Source organism: uncultured Ralstonia sp. (assembly GCA_913056305.1).
GTDB lineage: Bacteria > Pseudomonadota > Gammaproteobacteria > Burkholderiales > Burkholderiaceae > Ralstonia.
This window is the reverse complement of the sequence record CAJXMR010000020.1, coordinates 25,824-44,025: the sequence shown is the minus strand read 5'-3', so window position 1 is coordinate 44,025 and position 18,202 is coordinate 25,824. Positions and strand designations below refer to the sequence as shown.

Annotated in this window: 20 protein-coding genes; 12 read left to right on the top strand and 8 right to left on the bottom strand. The window is 65.5% G+C overall.

Annotated features, from left to right (window positions below; all coding sequences use genetic code 11):
• The 12 genes from QZ609_RS05885 to QZ609_RS05830 form a co-directional block, all read left to right on the top strand.
• Positions 1–107: flagellar basal body rod C-terminal domain-containing protein (locus QZ609_RS05885; RefSeq protein ID WP_295492200.1), on the top strand; the 107-nt coding region annotated here is incomplete at its 5' end.
• 29 nt (positions 108–136) lie between these two features.
• On the top strand, positions 137–787 hold the full coding sequence (locus tag QZ609_RS05880) for a flagellar hook capping FlgD N-terminal domain-containing protein (RefSeq protein ID WP_295492196.1): 651 nt from the start codon (positions 137–139) through the stop codon (positions 785–787).
• A 42-nt stretch (positions 788–829) separates the two neighbouring features.
• On the top strand, positions 830–2,035 hold the full coding sequence (gene flgE, locus QZ609_RS05875) for a flagellar hook protein FlgE (RefSeq protein WP_295492194.1): 1,206 nt from the start codon (positions 830–832) through the stop codon (positions 2,033–2,035).
• 146 nt (positions 2,036–2,181) lie between these two features.
• The gene (gene flgF / locus QZ609_RS05870) at positions 2,182–2,919 is read left to right on the top strand and encodes a flagellar basal-body rod protein FlgF (protein ID WP_295492192.1); all 738 of its coding nucleotides are present in this window, start codon (positions 2,182–2,184) and stop codon (positions 2,917–2,919) included.
• 39 nt (positions 2,920–2,958) lie between these two features.
• Complete coding sequence (flgG, locus tag QZ609_RS05865; protein ID WP_295492190.1) at positions 2,959–3,741, top strand: flagellar basal-body rod protein FlgG; 783 nt, start codon at positions 2,959–2,961, stop codon at positions 3,739–3,741.
• 32 nt (positions 3,742–3,773) lie between these two features.
• A complete protein-coding gene (locus QZ609_RS05860; protein WP_295492188.1) occupies positions 3,774–4,508 on the top strand; it encodes a flagellar basal body L-ring protein FlgH in 735 nt (244 codons plus the stop codon).
• A gap of 11 nt (positions 4,509–4,519) precedes the next feature.
• Complete coding sequence (locus tag QZ609_RS05855; RefSeq protein WP_295492186.1) at positions 4,520–5,626, top strand: flagellar basal body P-ring protein FlgI; 1,107 nt, start codon at positions 4,520–4,522, stop codon at positions 5,624–5,626.
• Positions 5,627–5,645: 19 nt separating this feature from the next.
• Positions 5,646–6,731 carry a flagellar assembly peptidoglycan hydrolase FlgJ gene (flgJ, locus tag QZ609_RS05850; RefSeq protein WP_295492184.1) on the top strand — a complete coding sequence of 362 codons (1,086 nt, stop codon included), beginning with the start codon at positions 5,646–5,648 and terminating at the stop codon, positions 6,729–6,731.
• A gap of 123 nt (positions 6,732–6,854) precedes the next feature.
• Entirely contained in the window at positions 6,855–8,786 is a 1,932-nt protein-coding gene (gene flgK, locus QZ609_RS05845; RefSeq protein ID WP_295492182.1) for a flagellar hook-associated protein FlgK, read from the top strand.
• A 67-nt stretch (positions 8,787–8,853) separates the two neighbouring features.
• A complete protein-coding gene (flgL, locus tag QZ609_RS05840; RefSeq protein WP_295492181.1) occupies positions 8,854–9,804 on the top strand; it encodes a flagellar hook-associated protein FlgL in 951 nt (316 codons plus the stop codon).
• 76 nt (positions 9,805–9,880) lie between these two features.
• Positions 9,881–10,624 (top strand): YoaK family protein, encoded by a 744-nt coding sequence (locus QZ609_RS05835; RefSeq protein ID WP_295492179.1) that lies wholly within the window; start codon positions 9,881–9,883, stop codon positions 10,622–10,624.
• Between the two features lie 225 nt (positions 10,625–10,849).
• Complete coding sequence (locus QZ609_RS05830) at positions 10,850–11,272, top strand: ACT domain-containing protein (RefSeq protein ID WP_295492177.1); 423 nt, start codon at positions 10,850–10,852, stop codon at positions 11,270–11,272.
• Between the two features lie 40 nt (positions 11,273–11,312).
• Here the strand turns inward: QZ609_RS05830 and QZ609_RS05825 are convergent, their stop codons facing one another.
• From QZ609_RS05825 to fliM, 8 genes are all read right to left on the bottom strand, one after another.
• Positions 11,313–13,049, bottom strand: coding sequence for a SulP family inorganic anion transporter (locus QZ609_RS05825; protein WP_295492175.1), 1,737 nt, complete (start codon positions 13,047–13,049; stop codon positions 11,313–11,315).
• Between the two features lie 206 nt (positions 13,050–13,255).
• Positions 13,256–13,909, bottom strand: a complete 654-nt coding sequence (locus QZ609_RS05820; RefSeq protein WP_295492173.1) for a peroxiredoxin — start codon at positions 13,907–13,909, stop codon at positions 13,256–13,258.
• A gap of 565 nt (positions 13,910–14,474) precedes the next feature.
• Positions 14,475–15,269, bottom strand: a complete 795-nt coding sequence (fliR, locus tag QZ609_RS05815; protein WP_295492171.1) for a flagellar biosynthetic protein FliR — start codon at positions 15,267–15,269, stop codon at positions 14,475–14,477.
• Between the two features lie 16 nt (positions 15,270–15,285).
• Positions 15,286–15,555 (bottom strand): flagellar biosynthesis protein FliQ, encoded by a 270-nt coding sequence (gene fliQ, locus QZ609_RS05810; RefSeq protein ID WP_295492169.1) that lies wholly within the window; start codon positions 15,553–15,555, stop codon positions 15,286–15,288.
• Positions 15,556–15,565: 10 nt separating this feature from the next.
• Positions 15,566–16,315, bottom strand: coding sequence for a flagellar type III secretion system pore protein FliP (gene fliP / locus QZ609_RS05805; protein ID WP_295492167.1), 750 nt, complete (start codon positions 16,313–16,315; stop codon positions 15,566–15,568).
• The gene (fliO, locus tag QZ609_RS05800; protein WP_295492165.1) at positions 16,312–16,692 is read right to left on the bottom strand and encodes a flagellar biosynthetic protein FliO; all 381 of its coding nucleotides are present in this window, start codon (positions 16,690–16,692) and stop codon (positions 16,312–16,314) included. Before fliO ends, fliP begins: the two co-directional genes overlap by 4 nt.
• A gap of 56 nt (positions 16,693–16,748) precedes the next feature.
• The gene (fliN, locus tag QZ609_RS05795; RefSeq protein WP_295492163.1) at positions 16,749–17,204 is read right to left on the bottom strand and encodes a flagellar motor switch protein FliN; all 456 of its coding nucleotides are present in this window, start codon (positions 17,202–17,204) and stop codon (positions 16,749–16,751) included.
• Positions 17,194–18,201, bottom strand: coding sequence for a flagellar motor switch protein FliM (fliM, locus tag QZ609_RS05790; RefSeq protein ID WP_295492161.1), 1,008 nt, complete (start codon positions 18,199–18,201; stop codon positions 17,194–17,196). Before fliM ends, fliN begins: the two co-directional genes overlap by 11 nt.
• Position 18,202 lies beyond the last annotated feature (1 nt).

Here is an 18,202-nt window from a genome sequence, read left to right as displayed (position 1 = left end):
ACGAGATGGTCAACATGATTTCCGCCTCGCGCTCGTACCAGGCCAACGTGGAAGTTGCCAACACCACCAAGACGATGGCCTCCAAGGCCCTCACGCTCGGCCAGTAAGCCGCCCACCGTACAAGCGAGACAAGAAAATGACCGTCAGCTCGACCACCAGCGCCACCAGCACGTCGTCCACCACCAGCAGCCTGACCGCCCAAACCGGCGCGGACTTGCAGAACACGTTCATGAAGCTGCTGGTGACCCAGCTGCAAAACCAGGACCCGCTCAACCCGATGGACAACTCGCAGATGACTGCGCAGCTGGCCCAGATCAACACCGTGAGCGGCATCCAGAACCTGAACACGACGATGACCAACCTGGCCTCGCAGTCGGCCGCCTCGCAGGGCGCCGCGCTGATCGGCCGTACCGTGCAGGCGCCGTCGTCGAGCCTGACGCTGGCTTCGGGCACGGCCAGCTTTGGCGTGTCGGCCCCGAGTGGCGCCGACGACGCGGTGGTCACCATCACCAATTCCGCCGGCGTGGCGGTGCGCACCGTCGACCTGGGCTCGCTGTCCAGCGGCTCGACCAACTTCACCTGGAACGGCAAGGACGACAAGGGCAATACGCTGGCCGACGGCCAGTACAAGATGGCGGTGTCGGCCACGAAGTCGGGCAAGACCACCACGGCCAGCACGCTCGCCAGCACCACCGTCACCGGTGTGAACATCAGCAACGGCACCACGCAATTGCAGTTGGCCTCGGGCGGCACGGCTGCTCTGTCCAGCATCACGACCATTCAATAACAGGCTGTCCGCAGCGCTTTCATCTTCCAACGGGAGAACACAATGGGATTCCAGCAAGGCTTGAGCGGTCTCGATGCCGCCTCCAAAAACCTCGACGTGATCGGCAACAACGTGGCCAACGCCAACACCGTGGGCTTCAAGTCCGGCACGGTGGACTTTGGTGACGTCTACGCCCGTTCGTTGGTGGGCGCCACCGACAACGCCGTGGGCCAGGGCGTGCAGGTGACCAAGGTGACGCAGTCGTTCACCCAGGGCAACGTCACGGTGACGGGCAACCCGCTGGATATCGCCATTAACGGCACGGGCTTCTACCGCGTGGTGAATCCGGGCAGCGGCCAGGTTTCGTACACGCGCAACGGCCAGTTCCAGACCGACAAGAACGGCTACATCATCTCCGCCACCGGCCAGAACCTGACCGGCTACGGCGTGGACACCAACGGCAAGGTCAACACCGCCGTGCTGACCAACCTGAAGATTCCGGTCAACGACCTGGCGCCGCTGGCCACCACCAACACCGCGTTCGCCATCAACCTGGACGCCGCCGGCACGGTGCCGACCACCACGCCGTTCTCGGCCACCAACTCGGCCACGTTCAACCACTCGGTGTCGGAGCAGGTGTATGACGGCACCGGTACGTCGCACATGCTGACCAACTACTACGTGCGCACCGCCGCCGGCTGGGACGTGTACGCACAGGTGGACGGCGCCAACCCGACCACCGGCAACCCGATCACCTCGCTCACCTTCAACAGCAGCGGTCAGGTCACGTCTGCGCCCACCAAGATTCCGGTCACGTTTGCGGGCATGACCATCACGAACATCGACCTGACCGGCACGACGCAGTACGGCGGTGGCTTCAACGACACCACCGTCACGCAAGACGGCTACGCCACCGGCCGCCTGGCCAGCTACGGCGTGGGCACCGACGGCACCATCACGGCGCGCTACTCGAACGGCCGCACCGCGGTGCTGGGCCAGATCGCCATGGCCAACTTCAAGGCCGACGGCGGCCTGCAGAACATCGGCGCCAACCAGTGGGTGGAAACGGCCGATTCCGGCGCGCCCACGCTGGGCACGCCGGGCATGGGTTCGTTCGGCCTGCTGCAATCGTCGGCGGTGGAGCAGTCCAACGTGGACCTGAGCCAGGAGCTGGTCAACATGATCGTCGCCCAGCGCTCGTACCAGGCCAACGCGCAGACCATCAAGACGGAGGACACCATCCTCCAGACGCTGGTCAGCCTGCGCTAAGAAACGTGCTCAAAACGATTCTGGCGGTCCCGAAGTTGGAAACCTCGCGTCTTGCCGTACTTCTTGTACTGTCTGCGACGCCGCCAAACCACCAGAACCGCTTCGCTTCATTTTGATCACGTTTCCATATTTGAGAGGAACCCACCATGGACCGCATGATCTACGTGGCGATGACCGGCGCGAAGCACCTGTTCGACCAGCAGGCCGCCAGCGCCAACAACCTCGCCAACGCCAGCACCACCGGTTTCAAGGCCCAGATCGACGCGTTCCATACGGTGGGCGTGGAAGGCGACGGCTCGCCCACGCGCAGCTACGTGATGGCTTCGGCCATCGGCACCGACGTGAGCCCGGGCCCGATCGAGACCACCGGCCGCAGCCTGGACGTGGCCATCGACGGGCAGGGCTACTTTGCCGTGCAGGCCGCTGACGGCAGCGAGGCCTACACCCGCGCCGGCACGTTCCAGCTGGGCGCGGACGGCACCATCCAGACGCTGTCCGGCCAGCCGGTGATGGGCGATGGCGGCCCGATCACGCTGCCGCCCGACACCACGGTGCAGTTTGCCAAGGACGGCACCGTCAACGCGATCAGCGCAGACAACCGCACCCCGCCCGTGGCACTGGGCCGGCTCAAGCTGGTCAACATCGACCCGGCCAACCTTGACCGTGGCACGGACGGTCTGTTCCGCCAGCGCGACGGCCAGGATGCCAGCGTGGACGAGAAAGTCCGCGTTACTGGCGGCGCGCTGGAAGGCAGCAACGTCAACCTGACCGACTCGCTGGTCAACATGATCGAAATCTCGCGCCAGCTCGAGATGCAGATGAAGGCGCTGCACACGGGCGACACCAACGCGCAATCGGCCAACGAACTGCTGCGCCACGCCTGAAGCGGCGGGCCTCAAGAGAACCCAACCTAGGACCCGAACATGATTCGCTCCCTGTGGATTTCCAAGACCGGGATGGACGCCCAGCAAACCCAGCTGGACGTGATCTCGAACAACCTGGCGAACGTCAACACGACCGGCTTCAAGCGCTCGCGCGCCGTGTTCGAAGACTTGCTGTACCAGAACGTGCGCGAGCCGGGTGCGCAGTCGTCGCAGCAGACCACGCTGCCCTCGGGCATGCAGATCGGTACCGGCACGCGCGTGGTGGCCACCGAGCGTCTGCACACGCAGGGCAACCTGCAGCAGACCGGCAACTCGACCGACGTGGCCATCAACGGCAACGGCTTCTTCCAGGTGCAGATGCCCGACGGCACGCTGGCCTACACGCGTGACGGCAGCTTCCAGATCAACGCGCAGGGTCAGTTGGTGACGGCTGCTGGCTACCCGGTGCAACCCGCCATCACCGTGCCGCAGAACGCCACCAGCCTGACGATTGGCAAGGACGGTATCGTGACCGTCACCACGCCGGGTACGGTCAACAACACCCAGGTGGGCACGTTCCAGCTGGCCAACTTCATCAACCCGGCCGGCCTGCGCAGCCTGGGCGAGAACCTGTACGCCGAAACCGAGGCTGCTGGTACCGCCAACCTGGCCACCCCGGGCGCCAACGGCACGGGCGTGCTCAGCCAGAACTACGTGGAAACGTCCAACGTGAACGTGGTCGAGGAAATGGTCAACATGATCCAGACGCAGCGCGCGTACGAGATCAACAGCAAGTCGGTGCAGACCTCCGACCAGATGCTGGAGAAGCTGGCCCAGCTCTAAGCTCGGCGGCGCTGTTCTAAGGAAGTCACGCGATGCAAACCCCCCCGGTCATCTCGCTCCCGCACGGCGGCCGCGCTGTGCGAATCGCTCGGTTGGCCGTGCTCGGCACGGCCGCCCTGCTCGCCACGGCGTGCGGCATGCTGCCGCCGCCCGCCCCAATCGTGCAGGGTCCGACCAGCGCGCGCCCGCCCATGCCCGTGATGGCGCCGCGCCAGAACGGAGCGATTTACCAGGAGGTGGCATCGGGCAGCGGCGGCTTTCGCGGCATGTTCGAAGACCGTCGCGCACACATGGTGGGCGACACCATCACCATCGTCATCACCGAGAATACGGCGGCCAGCAAGCAGATGTCGGGCAGCGTGGACCGCAGCGGCAGCATGAGCGCTTCGGTGCCGACCTTCGCGGGCATGAACGCGGGCGTGCTGTCATTGCTGGGCGTGTCGGCCACCGATGCCAACAAGTTCGACAGCAAGGGTGCCAACGGCGCACAGAACAATTTCACCGCCACCATCACCGTGACGGTGGTGGAGGTGCTCTCCAACGGCAACCTGGTGGTGAGCGGCGAGAAGCAGACCGCCGTGGGGCAGGGCACCGAGTCGGTCAAGTTCTCGGGCGTCGTCAACCCGACCACCGTCAACAACCAGAACACCGTGCTGTCCACCCAGGTGGCCGACGCACGCATGGAATACCGCGGCACCGGCTATGTGGCCGAGTCCCAGCAGATGGGCTGGCTGTCGCGGTTCTTCCTGACCGTGTCACCGTTCTGAGGAACCCGGCCATGACATTGCAACGCATCCTCGGCGCGGCCCTGGTGGCACTGAGCGCAATCGCAGGATCGGCCCACGCTGACCGCATCAAGGACCTGACCACCGTCGCCGGCGTGCGCGAGAACGCGCTGATCGGCTACGGCCTCGTCGTCGGCCTGGATGGCAGCGGCGACCAGACCACGCAGACGCCGTTCACGATCCAGAGCTTCAACAACATGCTCACGCAGTTCGGCATCAACGTGCCGGCGGGCGCGAGCATCCAGCTCAAGAACACCGCCGCCGTGGTGGTGACGGCCTCGCTGCCCGCCTTCGTGCGGCCGGGCCAGACCATCGACGTGACGGTCTCGTCCATCGGCAATGCCAAGAGCCTGCGCGGCGGCACGCTGCTGCTCACGCCGCTCAAGGGCGTGGACGGCCAACTCTATGCGCTGGCGCAGGGCAACGTGGTGATTGGCGGCGCGGGCGCGTCGGCCAACGGCAGCAAGGTGCAGATCAACCAGCTTGGCGCCGGCCGCATCGCCAGCGGGGCGACGGTGGAGCGCGCCGTGCAGGCCACGGTGGGCGAGGCCGGCAGCATCCAGCTCGACACCGGCACCACCGATTTCGGCACCGTGCAGAACATCGTCACCGCCATCAACAAGCAGTTTGGCGGCGGCACCGCCGAGGCCGCCGATGGCCGCACCATCAACGTGCGCGCACCTGCCCTGGCGGGCGACCGCGTGGGCTTCCTGGCCAAGCTGCAGAGCATCGACGTGACGCCGGCCCTGGCCGCCGCGCGCGTGGTGGTCAACGCCCGCACCGGCTCGGTGGTGATGAACCAGCTCGTCAAGCTCGAGCCCTGCGCGGTGGCGCACGGCAGCCTGTCGGTCACCATCAGCACGGAGCCGGTGGTGAGCCAGCCGGCGCCGTTCTCGCAAGGGCAGACGGTGGCGGGCGCACGCTCGAACATCGAGGTCAAGCAGCAGGGCGGCAGCCTCATCAACGTGAAGGGCGGCACCAACCTGGCGGACGTGGTCAAGGCCATCAACGCCATCGGCGCCAACCCGCAAGACCTGATTTCCATCCTGCAGGCGATGAAGGCGGCCAACGCGCTGCGCGCCGACCTGGAAATCATCTGACGCCCGCGGAGCCGATGCCATGAATTCGTCCGACATCAACAGCCGCCTGGCGATCGACTCCAAGGGGTTCGAATCGCTCAAGCAGGCCGCGCGCACCGATCCGATCGGCGCGACCAAGACCGTCGCCAAGCAGTTCGACGCGATCTTCGTCAACATGATGCTCAAGCAGATGCGTGATGCCTCGCCGCAGAACGGTCTGTTCGACTCGTCGTCGAGCAAGATGTATACGTCGATGCTCGACCAGCAGCTGTCGCAGACCATGTCCGCGCGCGGCGTGGGCGTGGCCGACCAGCTGCTCAAGCAGATGCTGCGCCAGGCGGCCAAGGTGAACCCGGACGCATCGGCCAAGGTGAACACGGCGCTGTCCAACACCACCGCCACCAATACGGCACTGCCTGGCGCCACGGGTTCGACCACGGACGCGGCCAAGGCGATTGCACGCTCGTCGCTCAACGGCCTGGCCGCCACGGCCGCCGCCGGCACCGAAGACGACGGCTCAGGCATCAGCACCGTGCCGCGCCCCGGCCTGGAAGAGCGGGTGGCGCGTGCGCTGGCCGCCTTGCGCAAACAGGCCCAGGCCGAAGGCCAGAGCGCCAGCGCCCCGGCTGACGTGGACCTGTCGCAGGTGTCGTCCGAGCCGGCCGGCGACCGCATGTCCAGCTTCTACAACAAGCTGATCGGCCACGCCTCGCAGGCCAGCCAGGCCACCGGCATCCCGGCCAACTTCATGATCGGCCACGCCGCGCTGGAGTCCGGCTGGGGCCGCCGCGAGATCCACGCCAAGGACGGCTCCAACACGCACAACCTGTTTGGCATCAAGGCCGGCAGCGCGTGGACGGGCAAGACCGCGGAAGTGACCACCACCGAGTACATCGGCGGCGTCGCCCACAAGGTCAAGGAGAAGTTCCGCGCCTACGCTTCGTATGCCGAGGCGTTCAAGGACTACGCCAACATGCTGACCAGCAACCCGCGCTACAACAACGTGGTCGCGGCCGGCAACGGCAACGATGCGGCTTCGTTTGCCAAGGGGCTGCAGCGTGCCGGTTATGCCACCGACCCCAACTACGCCCACAAGATCATGGCGGTGCTCAAGCAGATGGCTTGATGCAAGCCCAAGCTATCGGTCCTGCGGATCGATAGCGCTCAGGGCTCAAGTTTCCGCGCAAGTGGCCGTTGTTGCCGGTAGCGACCAATCTGGCGGTGTCGCACCGCCTGCACCGAGACCAACATGAGCAGCTCCCTCCTGAATATTGGCGCGACCGGATTGCGGGTCGCCGATATCAACCTGCAGGTGACCGGCAACAACATTGCCAACGCGGGCACTGCCGGCTACTCGCGGCAGCAGGCCGTGCAGACCGAGAACCTGCCGTTTTCCACGGGGGCCGGCTTTCTGGGCCAGGGCGTCAACGTCACCACGGTCAAGCGCATCTATGACCAGTACCTGACCGCCCAGGTGCAAAGCAGCCAGGCATCCACCAGTGCCGCCAACCAGCTCAGTAGCTTGGCCTCGGGCCTGGACAAATACCTGTCGGACAGCAACAGCAGCCTGGGCCCGGCGCTCACCAGCTTCTTCAATGCGGCCGACGGGCTGGCGTCCAACCCGTCCGATACGTCGGCGCGCCAGGTTTTCCTGAGTTCGGCATCGTCGCTGCAAAGCCGTTTCAACACGATCGGCAACCAGCTCAGCGCGCTGTCGAACCAGGTCAACCAGCAGGTGCAGGCGCAGGTCAACACGGTCAACGGCATCAGCCAGCAGATCGCCGCCCTGAACAAGCAGATCGCCCAGACCGAGGCCTCGTCGACCCAGCCCGCCAACGACCTGCGCGACCAGCGCGAGCAGTTGGTGCAGCAGCTCAACCAGTCGGTCAAGGCCAGCGTGGTGCAGACCGGCGACGGCCAGTACAACATCTACGTGGGCAACGGCCAGGCGCTGGTGCAGGGTGACAAGAGCTACCAGCTGGCCGCGGTGGGCTCGCAATACGACCCGAACCAGCTGTCCGTTGGCTACAAGGGCCCGGCCGGCACGGTGATGATTGCCGACAACCAGTTGGGGGGTGGCACGCTCGGCGGCCTGATGGACTTCCGCCAGAACACGCTGATCCCGGCGCAGAACGGCCTGGGCCAGCTCGCCGCTGCCGTGACGGCCAATGTCAACGCGCAGAGCAAGCAGGGCATGGACGCCAATGGCAACATGGGCACGGCGATGTTCTCTACGGCCGCGCCCAGCGTGGCGGCCAGCACCACCAATACCGGCACCGGTGCGCTCACTGCCACCATCACCAATGCCAACGCCGGCCAGGGCTACGATTACCAGGTGCAGTTCTCTGGCGGCAACTACACCGTGTCGCACTATCCGAGCGGCTCCGGCGCCGTGACGGTGGCGAGCTGGCCGACCACCATCGACGGCGTCACGCTCAACCTGAGCGGCACGATGAACAACGGCGATTCGTTCCTGGTGCGTCCGACCGCCAACGCGGCGGCGACCATGCAGACGCTCGTCACCGATTACCACAACGTGGCAGCGGCCACGCCGGTGGTCTCCAGCCTGGGCAGCAACAACACGGGTGGGGGCACGGTGTCGTCGCTGAGCGTGAACAGCACGTACGCCGGAGCGCCGCTCGCCTCGCCCGTAACGCTCACGTACAGCGCGGCCGGCAGCACGCTGTCGGGCTTCCCGGGCAGCGTGACGGTCACCGCCAACGGCACCTCGACCACCTACGCCGGCACCGCACCCTACACGCAGGGGGCGACGTATTCGTTCAACGGCGTGCAGATGACGCTGACGGGCAGCCCGGCCAACAACGACACCTTTACCGTGTCGGCCAACAAGGCCAACAGCACCGATAACGGCAATGCCAGCGCGCTGGCTGGCCTGCGCACCGCCACGCTGCTCAGCGGCGGCACCATGACGCTCGGCGCGTCGTGGACCAGCGTCGTCAGCCAGGTGGGCCTGAAGGCCAACCAGGCCAGCACCAACCTGACCTCGCAGCAGGCGCTGCTGAGCAGTGCGACCTCGCAGCAGCAGTCGGTGTCCGGGGTCAACCTGGATGAAGAGGCCATGAACCTGATGAAGTACCAGCAGGCGTACCAGGCCTCGGCCAAGGTCATGCAGACGGCCAATTCGCTGTTCAGCAGCTTGCTGTCGATTGCCGGCAGCTAAGGCCACCCTGAAGAATCGCGCACACCTGCCGATATAGCACGCTAGAGAACCCGTTCCGGACCCGATCATGCGCGTCAGCACCGCCCAGTTTTATTCGCAGACCACCAGCTCGATGCAGGGCACGCAGTCGAGCCTGGTCAAGCTGCAGCAGCAGATTTCGACCGGCATCGCGCTCAACAGTGCTGGCGACGATCCCGCCAAGATGGGCCAGGTGCTGGGGCTGCAGCAGACGCAGGACGCCAACGACCAGTACCAGACCAACCGCAACGCGACCAACGCCCGCCTGAACTTGGTGGCGTCGGCGTTGACGAATGTGGCGTCGACCTTGCAGCAGGGCTTGCAGTCGACCATCACGGCCAACGTCGGCACGCTCACGGATGCGCAGCGTGTCGGCATCCTGGCGCAGGTCAAGCAGCAGTACCAGCAGTTGCTGTCCACCGCCAACCTCAAGGATGCCACGGGCGTTGCGCTGTTTGGCGGCGCCAGCGGCACGACTGCCCCGTTCGTCAGCAGCGGCGGCTCCGTGCAGTACGTGGGCACCGGGCAAGCCCCGACCGTGAAGGTGGCGTCGAACATCTCCATGCAGAACTCGGTGGCGGGCGATGCGGTGTTTGTGCGCGTCCCGAATAGCGACGCTTCCAACCCGAGCGCCAACCAGAGCGTCTTCAAGACCTACGAGAACCTGATCACGGCCCTGTCGCAGCCGATCACGGCAGCGACCGGCAACTCGGCCATCCTGAGCGCCGTGCAGACCGCCGAGGGCAACCTGAACAACGCGTATCAGGTGGCCCTGCAGGCGCAGGTCACGGTCGGCTCGCAGCAGACCCAGCTCACCACGCTCGACAAGAGCGGCTCCGACTACGGCGAGCAGCTCAAGGAGCAGATCTCCAACCTGCAGTCGGTGGACTACACCAGCGCCATCTCGCAGTTCTCGCAGCAGCAGGTGTCGCTGCAGGCCGCGCAGAAGACGTTCGCGTCGATGCAGGGGCTGTCGCTGTTCCAGTACATCAACGGCTAGCGGATTCAGACCAATCTGCAAGGCAGGCAACCCGGGCGAGCGCATAATGGCCGCTTGGTTACCGCCTGGGTTGGTCATGCCGATTCAATACCTCCGCCGTCTGACCAGCCGCGAGCGTACGGAAGACGCCAACCGGCGGCTCGGTCAATCGCTGGCCTTCGTGGCCGGTGCCGCCAACGCGGGCGGGTTTCTCGCCGTCAAGCAATACACGTCGCACATGTCGGGCATCGTCTCGGCCATGGCGGATGACCTGGTGCTGGGTGACATCGTGCTGGTGCTGGGCGGCGTTGCCTCGCTGCTGGCCTTCCTGTGCGGCGCGGCCTGCACGGCGGTACTGGTCAACTGGGGGCGCCGGCGCAATACCCAGAGCGAATTCGCGCTGCCGCTCATGCTGGAGGCTGGTCTCCTGCTGTGCTTCGGCCTGATGGGCGCCTCGCTCGATCAGTTTCGCGTGGTGTTCGTGCCGGCCACCGTGGCACTGCTGTGCTTCATGATGGGGCTGCAGAACGCCATCATCACCAAGATCTCCAGGGCGGAAATCCGCACCACCCACGTCACCGGGCTGGCCACCGACATCGGCATCGAGATCGGCAAGGCGCTGTATTGGAACCATGGCCACCGCAACCTGCCGGCGGTGGTGGCCAACCGGCCCAAACTGCGGCTGCTGTCCTCACTGCTGGCGATGTTTTTCGTGGGCGGCGTGACCGGCGCGCTGGGGTTCAAGCACGTCGGCTATGTGGCGACGATCCCGCTGGCGTCGATCCTGATGCTGCTGGCGGTGGTGCCGGTGATGGATGATCTGGTGGCGCAGCGGCGGTAGCCGGCGGCCACGGCAGCCCGCTGCAATTGATGCGCGGGTGCCTATACTGATTCGGTCCGGATGGGGGCTGGCACGTCATTGGCCCAAGCGCCCAGGCCCGCTGCCCCCGAGGCGAGGCAAGGCATCTGGCCCACACGTACGCGGCAATATTGCGCCTCCCCAACGTCTGCTGACGCCGTGGCATCCATGCGGCTTGCCGGCAGGCCAAGGCAAGGAGTCGCGATCATGGACTTGCTGGTGGAGCAGGTGGAAGTCTGGGCCGCGGGCATCCCGGACGCACCGGGCGGTTTGGCGAGCGTCTTGACGACCCTGCGCGATGCCGGCGCCGACCTGCAGTGGATCATCGCGCGGCGCAGCCCGGACCGGCCCGGTGAAGGCGTCGTCTTCGTGACGCCGCTACAAGGCGACCGGGAAATGCTGGCAGCGGCGGTGGCCGGCTTCAACGTCACGCAAAAACAGCATTGTGTCCGCGTCACGGGCCGTAACCAGCCGGGGATCGCCGCCGCGCTGGCCGAGGATCTTGCTGCGGCTGGGCTCAACCTGCGCGGCTTCTCCGCGGCCGTGATCGGCACGCAGTTCGTGGCCTATGTGGCCGTGGATTCCCAAGCGGAGGCTGACCAGGCGGCGGTTGTTCTCAAGCGCGTGTAAGGCCCGGGCGGCGGGTATCGGTGGGCCGCCAGGGCTGCCGCTATGGCTGCCGGTCCAGCCATTGCTCCTGGCTGACTTTGAGCACCGCCTGCGCATGCGCGGACAACACCCGTTGATGCTCGCGCGCAGCGGCTTCGCTGGAGCCGATCAGCATGTCGGCCCGCGCAATGGCCGCGGCAAAGCTGTCGAGGTAGTTGTCGCTGCCCACGGTGGCCAGGATGCCGGCCTTGTCCAGCTTGCCGCGTACCCGGTCGTTGGCCTCGCAAATGAGGACTGTGATGCCGCGCTGATCGAGCTTGCCGATCACCTCTTCCAGCGTCAGCAACCCGGTCATGTCGATAAACGGCACGCGCCGCAACCGCAGCACCAGGACCTGCGGGTCGGAACGCGTTTCGATCAGGACGCGTTCAAAGTTCTCGACGGCGCCGAAGAAGAACGGGCCGTCGATGGCGTACACCAGCACGCTCGGCGGCAATCGCATCTGCCCCAGTTCATTGCCGAGCTGCTGCTCCGACTGCTGCGACACCTCGACCGACGAGGCCATGCGCCGCAGAAACTGCAGCGTGGCCAGGATCACGCCGATGTTCACCGCCACCACCAGATCGGCAAACACCGTCAGGATGAACGTGATGAGCAGGATGGCGACGTCCGTCCTGGGCGCGCGCTGGAGCATGCGCGCGAAATGCCGTATCTCGCTCATGTTGTACGCCACCACGAACAGGATGGCGGACAACGCCGCCAGCGGCACCATCGAGGCCAGCGGCGCCAGCAGCAGAATGATCAAGACCAGCGTCGCCGCATGCACGACGCCCGCCAGCGGACTGTTGCCGCCGTTGCGGATGTTGGTGGCCGTGCGCGCAATCGCCCCGGTGGCGGCGAAACCGCCAAACAGAGGGGCAACGATATTGGCGATCCCCTGGCCGACCAGCTCCTGGTTGGCATCGTGCCGGGTGCCGGCCATGCCATCGGCCACCACGGCGGAGAGCAGCGACTCGATGGCGCCCAGCATCGCAATCGTGAAGGCCGGGCCGATCAGCTCGACGATGCGGGCCGGTGTCACGGTCGGCAAGGTGAGGCTGGGCAGACCCTGCGGGATACCCCCAAAGGTGCTGCCGATGGTCGACACCCCGGCAAAATGGAAGATCGCCTGCAAGGCCGTGGCCGCTGCCATCGCCACCAGCGGGCCGGGCACGCGCTTCAGGTAGCGGATGCGCGGCGAGAGCACGACCAGCAGCAGGCTCAACACAGCCAGCGCCGTGGTGGCCGGATGCAGATGTGGCAAGGCCTGCAGCGTATGCCAGAGCTTCTCGTGGAAATGGGTGCCGGCTGGCTTGGGCAGCCCGAAAAAATCAGGCCATTGGCCCACCCAGATGATGACGCCGATCCCGGTCGTGAAACCGACGATAACCGGGGCCGGGATGAACTTGATGACGGCCCCCAGCTTGGCGGCCCCCATGGCGGTGAGCATGATGCCAGCCATGAGCGTGGCGATCTGCAGGCCGTCGATGCCGTGGCTGGCCGTGATGCCCGACAGGATCACGATGAATGCGCCGGTCGGCCCCGCGATCTGTACCCGGCTGCCACCCAGGGTGGAGACCAGCAGCCCGGCCACGATGGCGGTGTAGAGCCCCTGTTCGGGCTTTGCGCCGGATGCGATTGCAAAGGCCATGGCCAGTGGCAGCGCGACGATGCCGACGATGACACCGGAGACGATGTTCGGCCCCCAGTTTTGTCTGCGCAGCAATCCGGCGCGGTATGCCTCGCCCAGCGCGATCATGTCGGAACTCCGCCCCCAGTTCGATCACCCTATATTAATGCGATGTAACGCGTGTGGCGCGAGGCCGTGCCGGAACGTGGCGATTTCGTCTGATGCGCGGCAACCATGCGGTGCGCAAGCAGATGGCGCCTCGCAAGAAAAGGCCCCACGCCGAGGATTCGGGGCGGGGCCTCTGAGCGGCGCATTGCCGCGTGGGCGTCAACCCATCACCTGGGCTGGGCCACGGTGCGCAGATAGGGTTTGAGCGTCTTGAAGCCTTGCGGATACTTCTTCTTCGCGTCCTCATCCGACACCGAAGTCGGAATGATGACGTCCTCACCCGGCTTCCAATTGACCGGTGTCGCCACCGTATGCTTCGCGTTCAACTGCAGCGAGTCCAGCAGCCGTAGCACCTCATCGAAATTGCGGCCCGCGCTCATCGGGTAGACCAGCATCGCCTTGACCTTCTTGTCTGGGCCGATGAGGAAGACTGAACGGATCGTCGCGTTGTCCGCCGCCGTGCGCGGGCCCGGGCTCGCGTTGGGGTGGATCATGTCGTAGAGCTTGGCGATGGTCAGGTCGGCATCGCCGATCAGCGGATAGTTGATCGCGTGGCCTTGCGTTTCCTCTATGTCGCTGAGCCAGCGCTTGTGGTCGTCGACCGGATCGATGCTCAGCCCGATGATCTTGGTGCCGCGCTTGTCGAACTCCGGCTTGAGCCCTGCCATGTAGCCGAGTTCGGTCGTGCACACCGGCGTAAAGTCCTTCGGGTGCGAAAACAGGATGGCCCAACCGTCGCCGATCCACTGGTGAAACTGGATCGTCCCCTCCGTTGTCTGTGCAGTGAAATCGGGGGCCTCATCACCAATGCGTATTGCCATAAGCAACCTCCATAGCGTTAGTTGAACAGTGAGCCATCTCCTGGCGGTCTGGCCGGGGCAAGTGTCCGATACCGCATGCGAAGTCGACAGCCCCTGGCCCGGACCGGGACTTGAGTATAGATACGGCGCTTGCCGGTGCAAGGTGGGTTTGTGCGCGATCGAGACCACGCCGAGGCAAGCACCTTGCCGTGTCAGGGTGGCGCTGGCGTCAATGGCGATGGGCAGATTGGATGGCCCCGCAGCGGAAGGCGTTTGCCGCGCTTATCGGAGCACCAGGCCGATGGCAATCGCGCAACCGAGCACGATCAGCCACGGGATGGCAGTCTTGATTGGGCATGCTGCATTCCAACGGATTCGATCATTTCAAAAGCATGGATGAAATGCGCCAAGCAGACTACCTGTGGACGTGCATGGAGTATGCGGATGGGGCGTATGCGGCGATGTTGGTGTCAGATGGGTTGGCTGGCGATTAAGCTGCGTTGCCGATTTCGCCAGCAGGGCTGGAGCGTATCTTGACCCCCTTCAGAGCGGCTGCGCTTACCCGCTGCCTCTCACGGCACCTGTGTCAACGAGGCGCCGCCCCAAACTCCCCAATCGCCCGCCCCCCCAGCTCCAGCGCATCCATCACCGACCGCTCCACCACCGGTGCCAGCGAGGTCATCATCACCATCACCAGCATCAGCCCGACCACCAGCGTGGCGGCGATGCCGACCGCGAACGGGTTGAGCGCCTGGGCCGTGCGCGAGAGCACGGCAAAGCCGAGGTTCACCACCATCATGATGGCGATGATCGGCAGGGCGATGCGCACGGCCAGCGCGAACAGCAGGGTGCCGCCGCCGGCCAGTGTCTGCCAGCCGGTGCCGGAGAGCAGCGTGGCCGTGACCGGCAGGATCGTGAAGCTGTCGAACAGGGCATGCAGCAGCACCAGGTGGCCGTCGCCGGCAATGAAGGCGGTGATGGCGGTGAGGCTGATGAAACGGCCCAGCAGCATGGCGCTTTCGGTCTGCGTCGGATCGAGCAGGGTGGCAAAGCCCAGGCCCATCTGCACCGACATCAACTCACCCGCGCCGCTGATGGCGGAGAACACCAGCTGCACGCACAAGCCGAGCGCGAGGCCGATCAGCACTTGCAGCAGCGTGATCCACAGGCCCTCATAGGAGCCGACCGACACGCCGGCCGGCACCGGCAGCATGGGGGCCAGCGCCACCGTCAGCACCACGCCCACGGCAACCTTGATCGACATCGGGATCTCGGTATTGGCAAACGGCGGCGCAATGGCGATGAACGCCAGCACCCGCACCAGCGGCCACCAGTACATGGCGATCCAGCCGTTGAGCTGGGCGGCGGTGAACTGGATCATGTTGGCGCCAGCCGCCTCAGTTGACGTAGTTCGGGATGTTGGTGAGCACGTCGCGCGTGTAGTCGACGATCACGCTCAGCAGCCACGGGCCGGCCAGCACCATGGTGGCCGACACCGCCAGCAGCTTGGGGATGAACGACAGCGTCTGCTCGTTGAGCTGCGTGGCGGCCTGGAAGATCGCCACCAGCAGGCCGACCACCAGCGACACCAGCAGCATCGGCGCACCGACCATCATCGCGACCTGCATCGCCTGGCGGGCCATATTGAGTACGTACTCAGGGGTCACGGCCTGCTCCTTATTGCGCAAAGCTCTGGGCCAGCGAGCCCAGCAGCAGGTGCCAGCCATCGACCAGCACGAACAGCATGATCTTGAACGGCAGCGAGAAGATCGACGGCGTGACCATCATCATGCCCATCGACATCAGCACCGCAGCCACCACGATGTCGATGATCAGGAACGGGATGAAGATCGCGAAGCCGATCTGGAACGCGGTCTTCAACTCACTGGTGACGAAGGCGGGAATCAGCGCGCGCATCGGCACCTGGTCGGGGCTGGCGATCGGCGGCAGGTTGCCCATCTTGGCAAACAGCGCGAGATCCGGCTCGCGGGTCTGCTTGAGCATGAACTGGCGCAGCGGCGTAGCGGCCGTGTCCATGGCCTGCTCCACGCTGATCTTGCTGTCGCGCAGCGGCACGTAGGCATCGGTGTAGACCTTGTCCAGCACCGGCGACATCACGAAGAAGCTCAGGAACAGCGCCAGCCCGATCAACACCTGGTTGGGCGGCGTGGTTTGCGTGCCCAGCGCGTGGCGCAGCAGAGACAGCACGATGATGATGCGGGTGAAGCTGCTCATCATCAGCAGGATGGCCGGCAGGAAGCCGAGCGAGGTTAGGAAGACCAGCGTCTGCACCGGCAGCGAATAGCTCTGGCCGCCGGCGCTGCCGGTCAGCAGCGGAAAGCCCGGTTGCGCTTGCGCCAACACGGCGGGTGCGGCGCACAGCAGGGCCAGCGTGGCAGCAGCACGAAGGAGGGCGCGCACGTTCATTGCGATTTCCCCGTCAGGCGGCGCTTGATCTGATCGGCCAGCGCATCGGCAAAGGCGGGCGGCTTGGTGCCGGGCGTGCCGTCACCAGAAGCGGGCGCATCGACGTCGGCCGGGCGCGGCAGCGAGTGCAGCGTCTGCACCTGCTGCTGGGTCACGCCCAGCACCAGCCAGGTGCCTTCCACTTCCACCACCACCACTTTCTCGCGCGCGCCCAGCATCTGCTGGGCGACGACCGACAGCACGCGGCCGTGGCGCCCACCCGGAGCCATGCCGGCGCGCTGCTGGAGCCGGCGCAGCAGCCAGCCGGCTGCCACGATCATGGCCAGAACTACAAACAACCCGCCGAAGGTGCGGGCCCAATCGACTGCGTGATTCATCTCGACACCTTGCCCGGGGGGAGCGTTGGCTGTGCAGGTGCGTCAGGCTTGACGGCTTAGCGGTTCAACTTACGGATGCGTTCGGACGGCGTGATGATGTCGGTCAGGCGGATGCCGAACTTCTCGTTGACCACCACCACTTCGCCCTGGGCGATCAGGTAGCCGTTGACGAGCACGTCCATCGGCTCGCCGGCCAGTGCATCGAGTTCCACCACCGAGCCCTGCGCCAGCTGCAGCAGGTTCTTGATGGGCACCTTGGTGCGGCCCAGCTCCACCGTCAGCTGCACGGGGATATCGAGAATCATGTCGATATCGTGGCGCAGCGTGGGCGCGGCGTTGTCTACCGTCAGCGGCTTGAAGACGGAGCCGCCCGCATCGGCCGCAGCAGCCGGTGCCGCTGCCGCTGCCGGGGCTGCAGCAGCGCGCTGCGCGGCCTCCAGCGCCATGGCTTCTTCCATGGTCATCTCGGTGTCGAAGTCGTCTTCAGGTTGCGTGGTCGGTTCAGTTGTCATCGTCAGACTCCGTGGCAGGCTCGCTGCCGCTCATGTTCAGCATGCGGTTGACCCGCAGGGCATATTGGCCGTTGAAGGTGCCGTAGGCGCATTCCATGACCGGCACGCCGTCCACCTTGGCGGTGACGGTGTCGTCGATCTCGACCGGAATCACGTCACCCACCTTCATGTTGAGGATGTCGGTCACACGCACGTTGGCGTGCGTGAGGTTGGCCACCATCTCCACCTCGGCGGTCTGCACCTGCTGCGAGAGCAGGCGCACCCAGCGCTTGTCGACTTCCAGGGTTTCGCCCTGGATGGCGGAGGAGAGCAGATCGCGGATCGGCTCGATCATGGTGTAGGGCATGCACACGTGCACGTCGCCGCCGTTGCTGCCCAGCTCGATGCTGAAGCTGGTGGTGACCACCACTTCATTGGGCGTGGCCACGTTGGCGAACTCCGTATGCATTTCCATGCGCAGGAATTCGAACTCGATCGGGTACACCGGCTGCCATGCTTTGCCGTAGTGCTCGAACATCAGCTGCAGCATGCGCTGGATGATGCGCTGCTCCACCTGCGTGAAGTCGCGACCTTCCACGCGCATGTGAAAGCGCCCATCGCCCCCGAACAGGTTGTCGACCACCAGAAAGATCAGGTTCGGGTCGAACACGAACAGCGCGGTGCCGCGCAGCGGCTTCACATGGACCAGGTTGATGGCGGCGGGCACCACCAGGTTGCGGATGAACTCGCTGTACTTCTGGATCTTGACCGGGCCGACCGAGATCTCCGCGTTGCGACGCATGAAGTTGAACAGCCCCAGGCGCCAGTTGCGCGTGAACCGTTCGTTGATGATCTCCAGCGTGGGCATGCGCCCACGGACGATGCGCTCCTGTGACCCCAGGTTGTAGGAGCGTACGCCGGACGGATCGACATCCTCGGGCGTGTCGTCGCCGTCGTCGGTGACGCCCTTGAGGAGCGCATCGATCTCCTCCTGGGAAAGAAACTCTTCCTTGAGCATG

Bases quoted from the DNA above. Each gene is read 5' to 3' on its own strand.
- QZ609_RS05820 (WP_295492173.1), bottom strand. From the start codon at position 13,909: ATGGCAATACGCATTGGTGATGAGGCCCCCGATTTCACTGCACAGACA.
- fliM (WP_295492161.1), bottom strand. From the start codon at position 18,201: ATGCTCAAGGAAGAGTTTCTTTCCCAGGAGGAGATCGATGCGCTCCTC.
- QZ609_RS05880 (WP_295492196.1), top strand. From the start codon at position 137: ATGACCGTCAGCTCGACCACCAGCGCCACCAGCACGTCGTCCACCACC.
- QZ609_RS05825 (WP_295492175.1), bottom strand. From the start codon at position 13,049: ATGATCGCGCTGGGCGAGGCATACCGCGCCGGATTGCTGCGCAGACAA.
- flgJ (WP_295492184.1), top strand. From the start codon at position 5,646: ATGAATTCGTCCGACATCAACAGCCGCCTGGCGATCGACTCCAAGGGG.
- flgL (WP_295492181.1), top strand. From the start codon at position 8,854: ATGCGCGTCAGCACCGCCCAGTTTTATTCGCAGACCACCAGCTCGATG.
- flgF (WP_295492192.1), top strand. From the start codon at position 2,182: ATGGACCGCATGATCTACGTGGCGATGACCGGCGCGAAGCACCTGTTC.
- fliP (WP_295492167.1), bottom strand. From the start codon at position 16,315: ATGAACGTGCGCGCCCTCCTTCGTGCTGCTGCCACGCTGGCCCTGCTG.
- QZ609_RS05835 (WP_295492179.1), top strand. From the start codon at position 9,881: ATGCCGATTCAATACCTCCGCCGTCTGACCAGCCGCGAGCGTACGGAA.
- QZ609_RS05855 (WP_295492186.1), top strand. From the start codon at position 4,520: ATGACATTGCAACGCATCCTCGGCGCGGCCCTGGTGGCACTGAGCGCA.
- flgE (WP_295492194.1), top strand. From the start codon at position 830: ATGGGATTCCAGCAAGGCTTGAGCGGTCTCGATGCCGCCTCCAAAAAC.
- QZ609_RS05860 (WP_295492188.1), top strand. From the start codon at position 3,774: ATGCAAACCCCCCCGGTCATCTCGCTCCCGCACGGCGGCCGCGCTGTG.
- flgG (WP_295492190.1), top strand. From the start codon at position 2,959: ATGATTCGCTCCCTGTGGATTTCCAAGACCGGGATGGACGCCCAGCAA.
- fliN (WP_295492163.1), bottom strand. From the start codon at position 17,204: ATGACAACTGAACCGACCACGCAACCTGAAGACGACTTCGACACCGAG.
- fliO (WP_295492165.1), bottom strand. From the start codon at position 16,692: ATGAATCACGCAGTCGATTGGGCCCGCACCTTCGGCGGGTTGTTTGTA.
- QZ609_RS05830 (WP_295492177.1), top strand. From the start codon at position 10,850: ATGGACTTGCTGGTGGAGCAGGTGGAAGTCTGGGCCGCGGGCATCCCG.
- flgK (WP_295492182.1), top strand. From the start codon at position 6,855: ATGAGCAGCTCCCTCCTGAATATTGGCGCGACCGGATTGCGGGTCGCC.
- fliR (WP_295492171.1), bottom strand. From the start codon at position 15,269: ATGATCCAGTTCACCGCCGCCCAGCTCAACGGCTGGATCGCCATGTAC.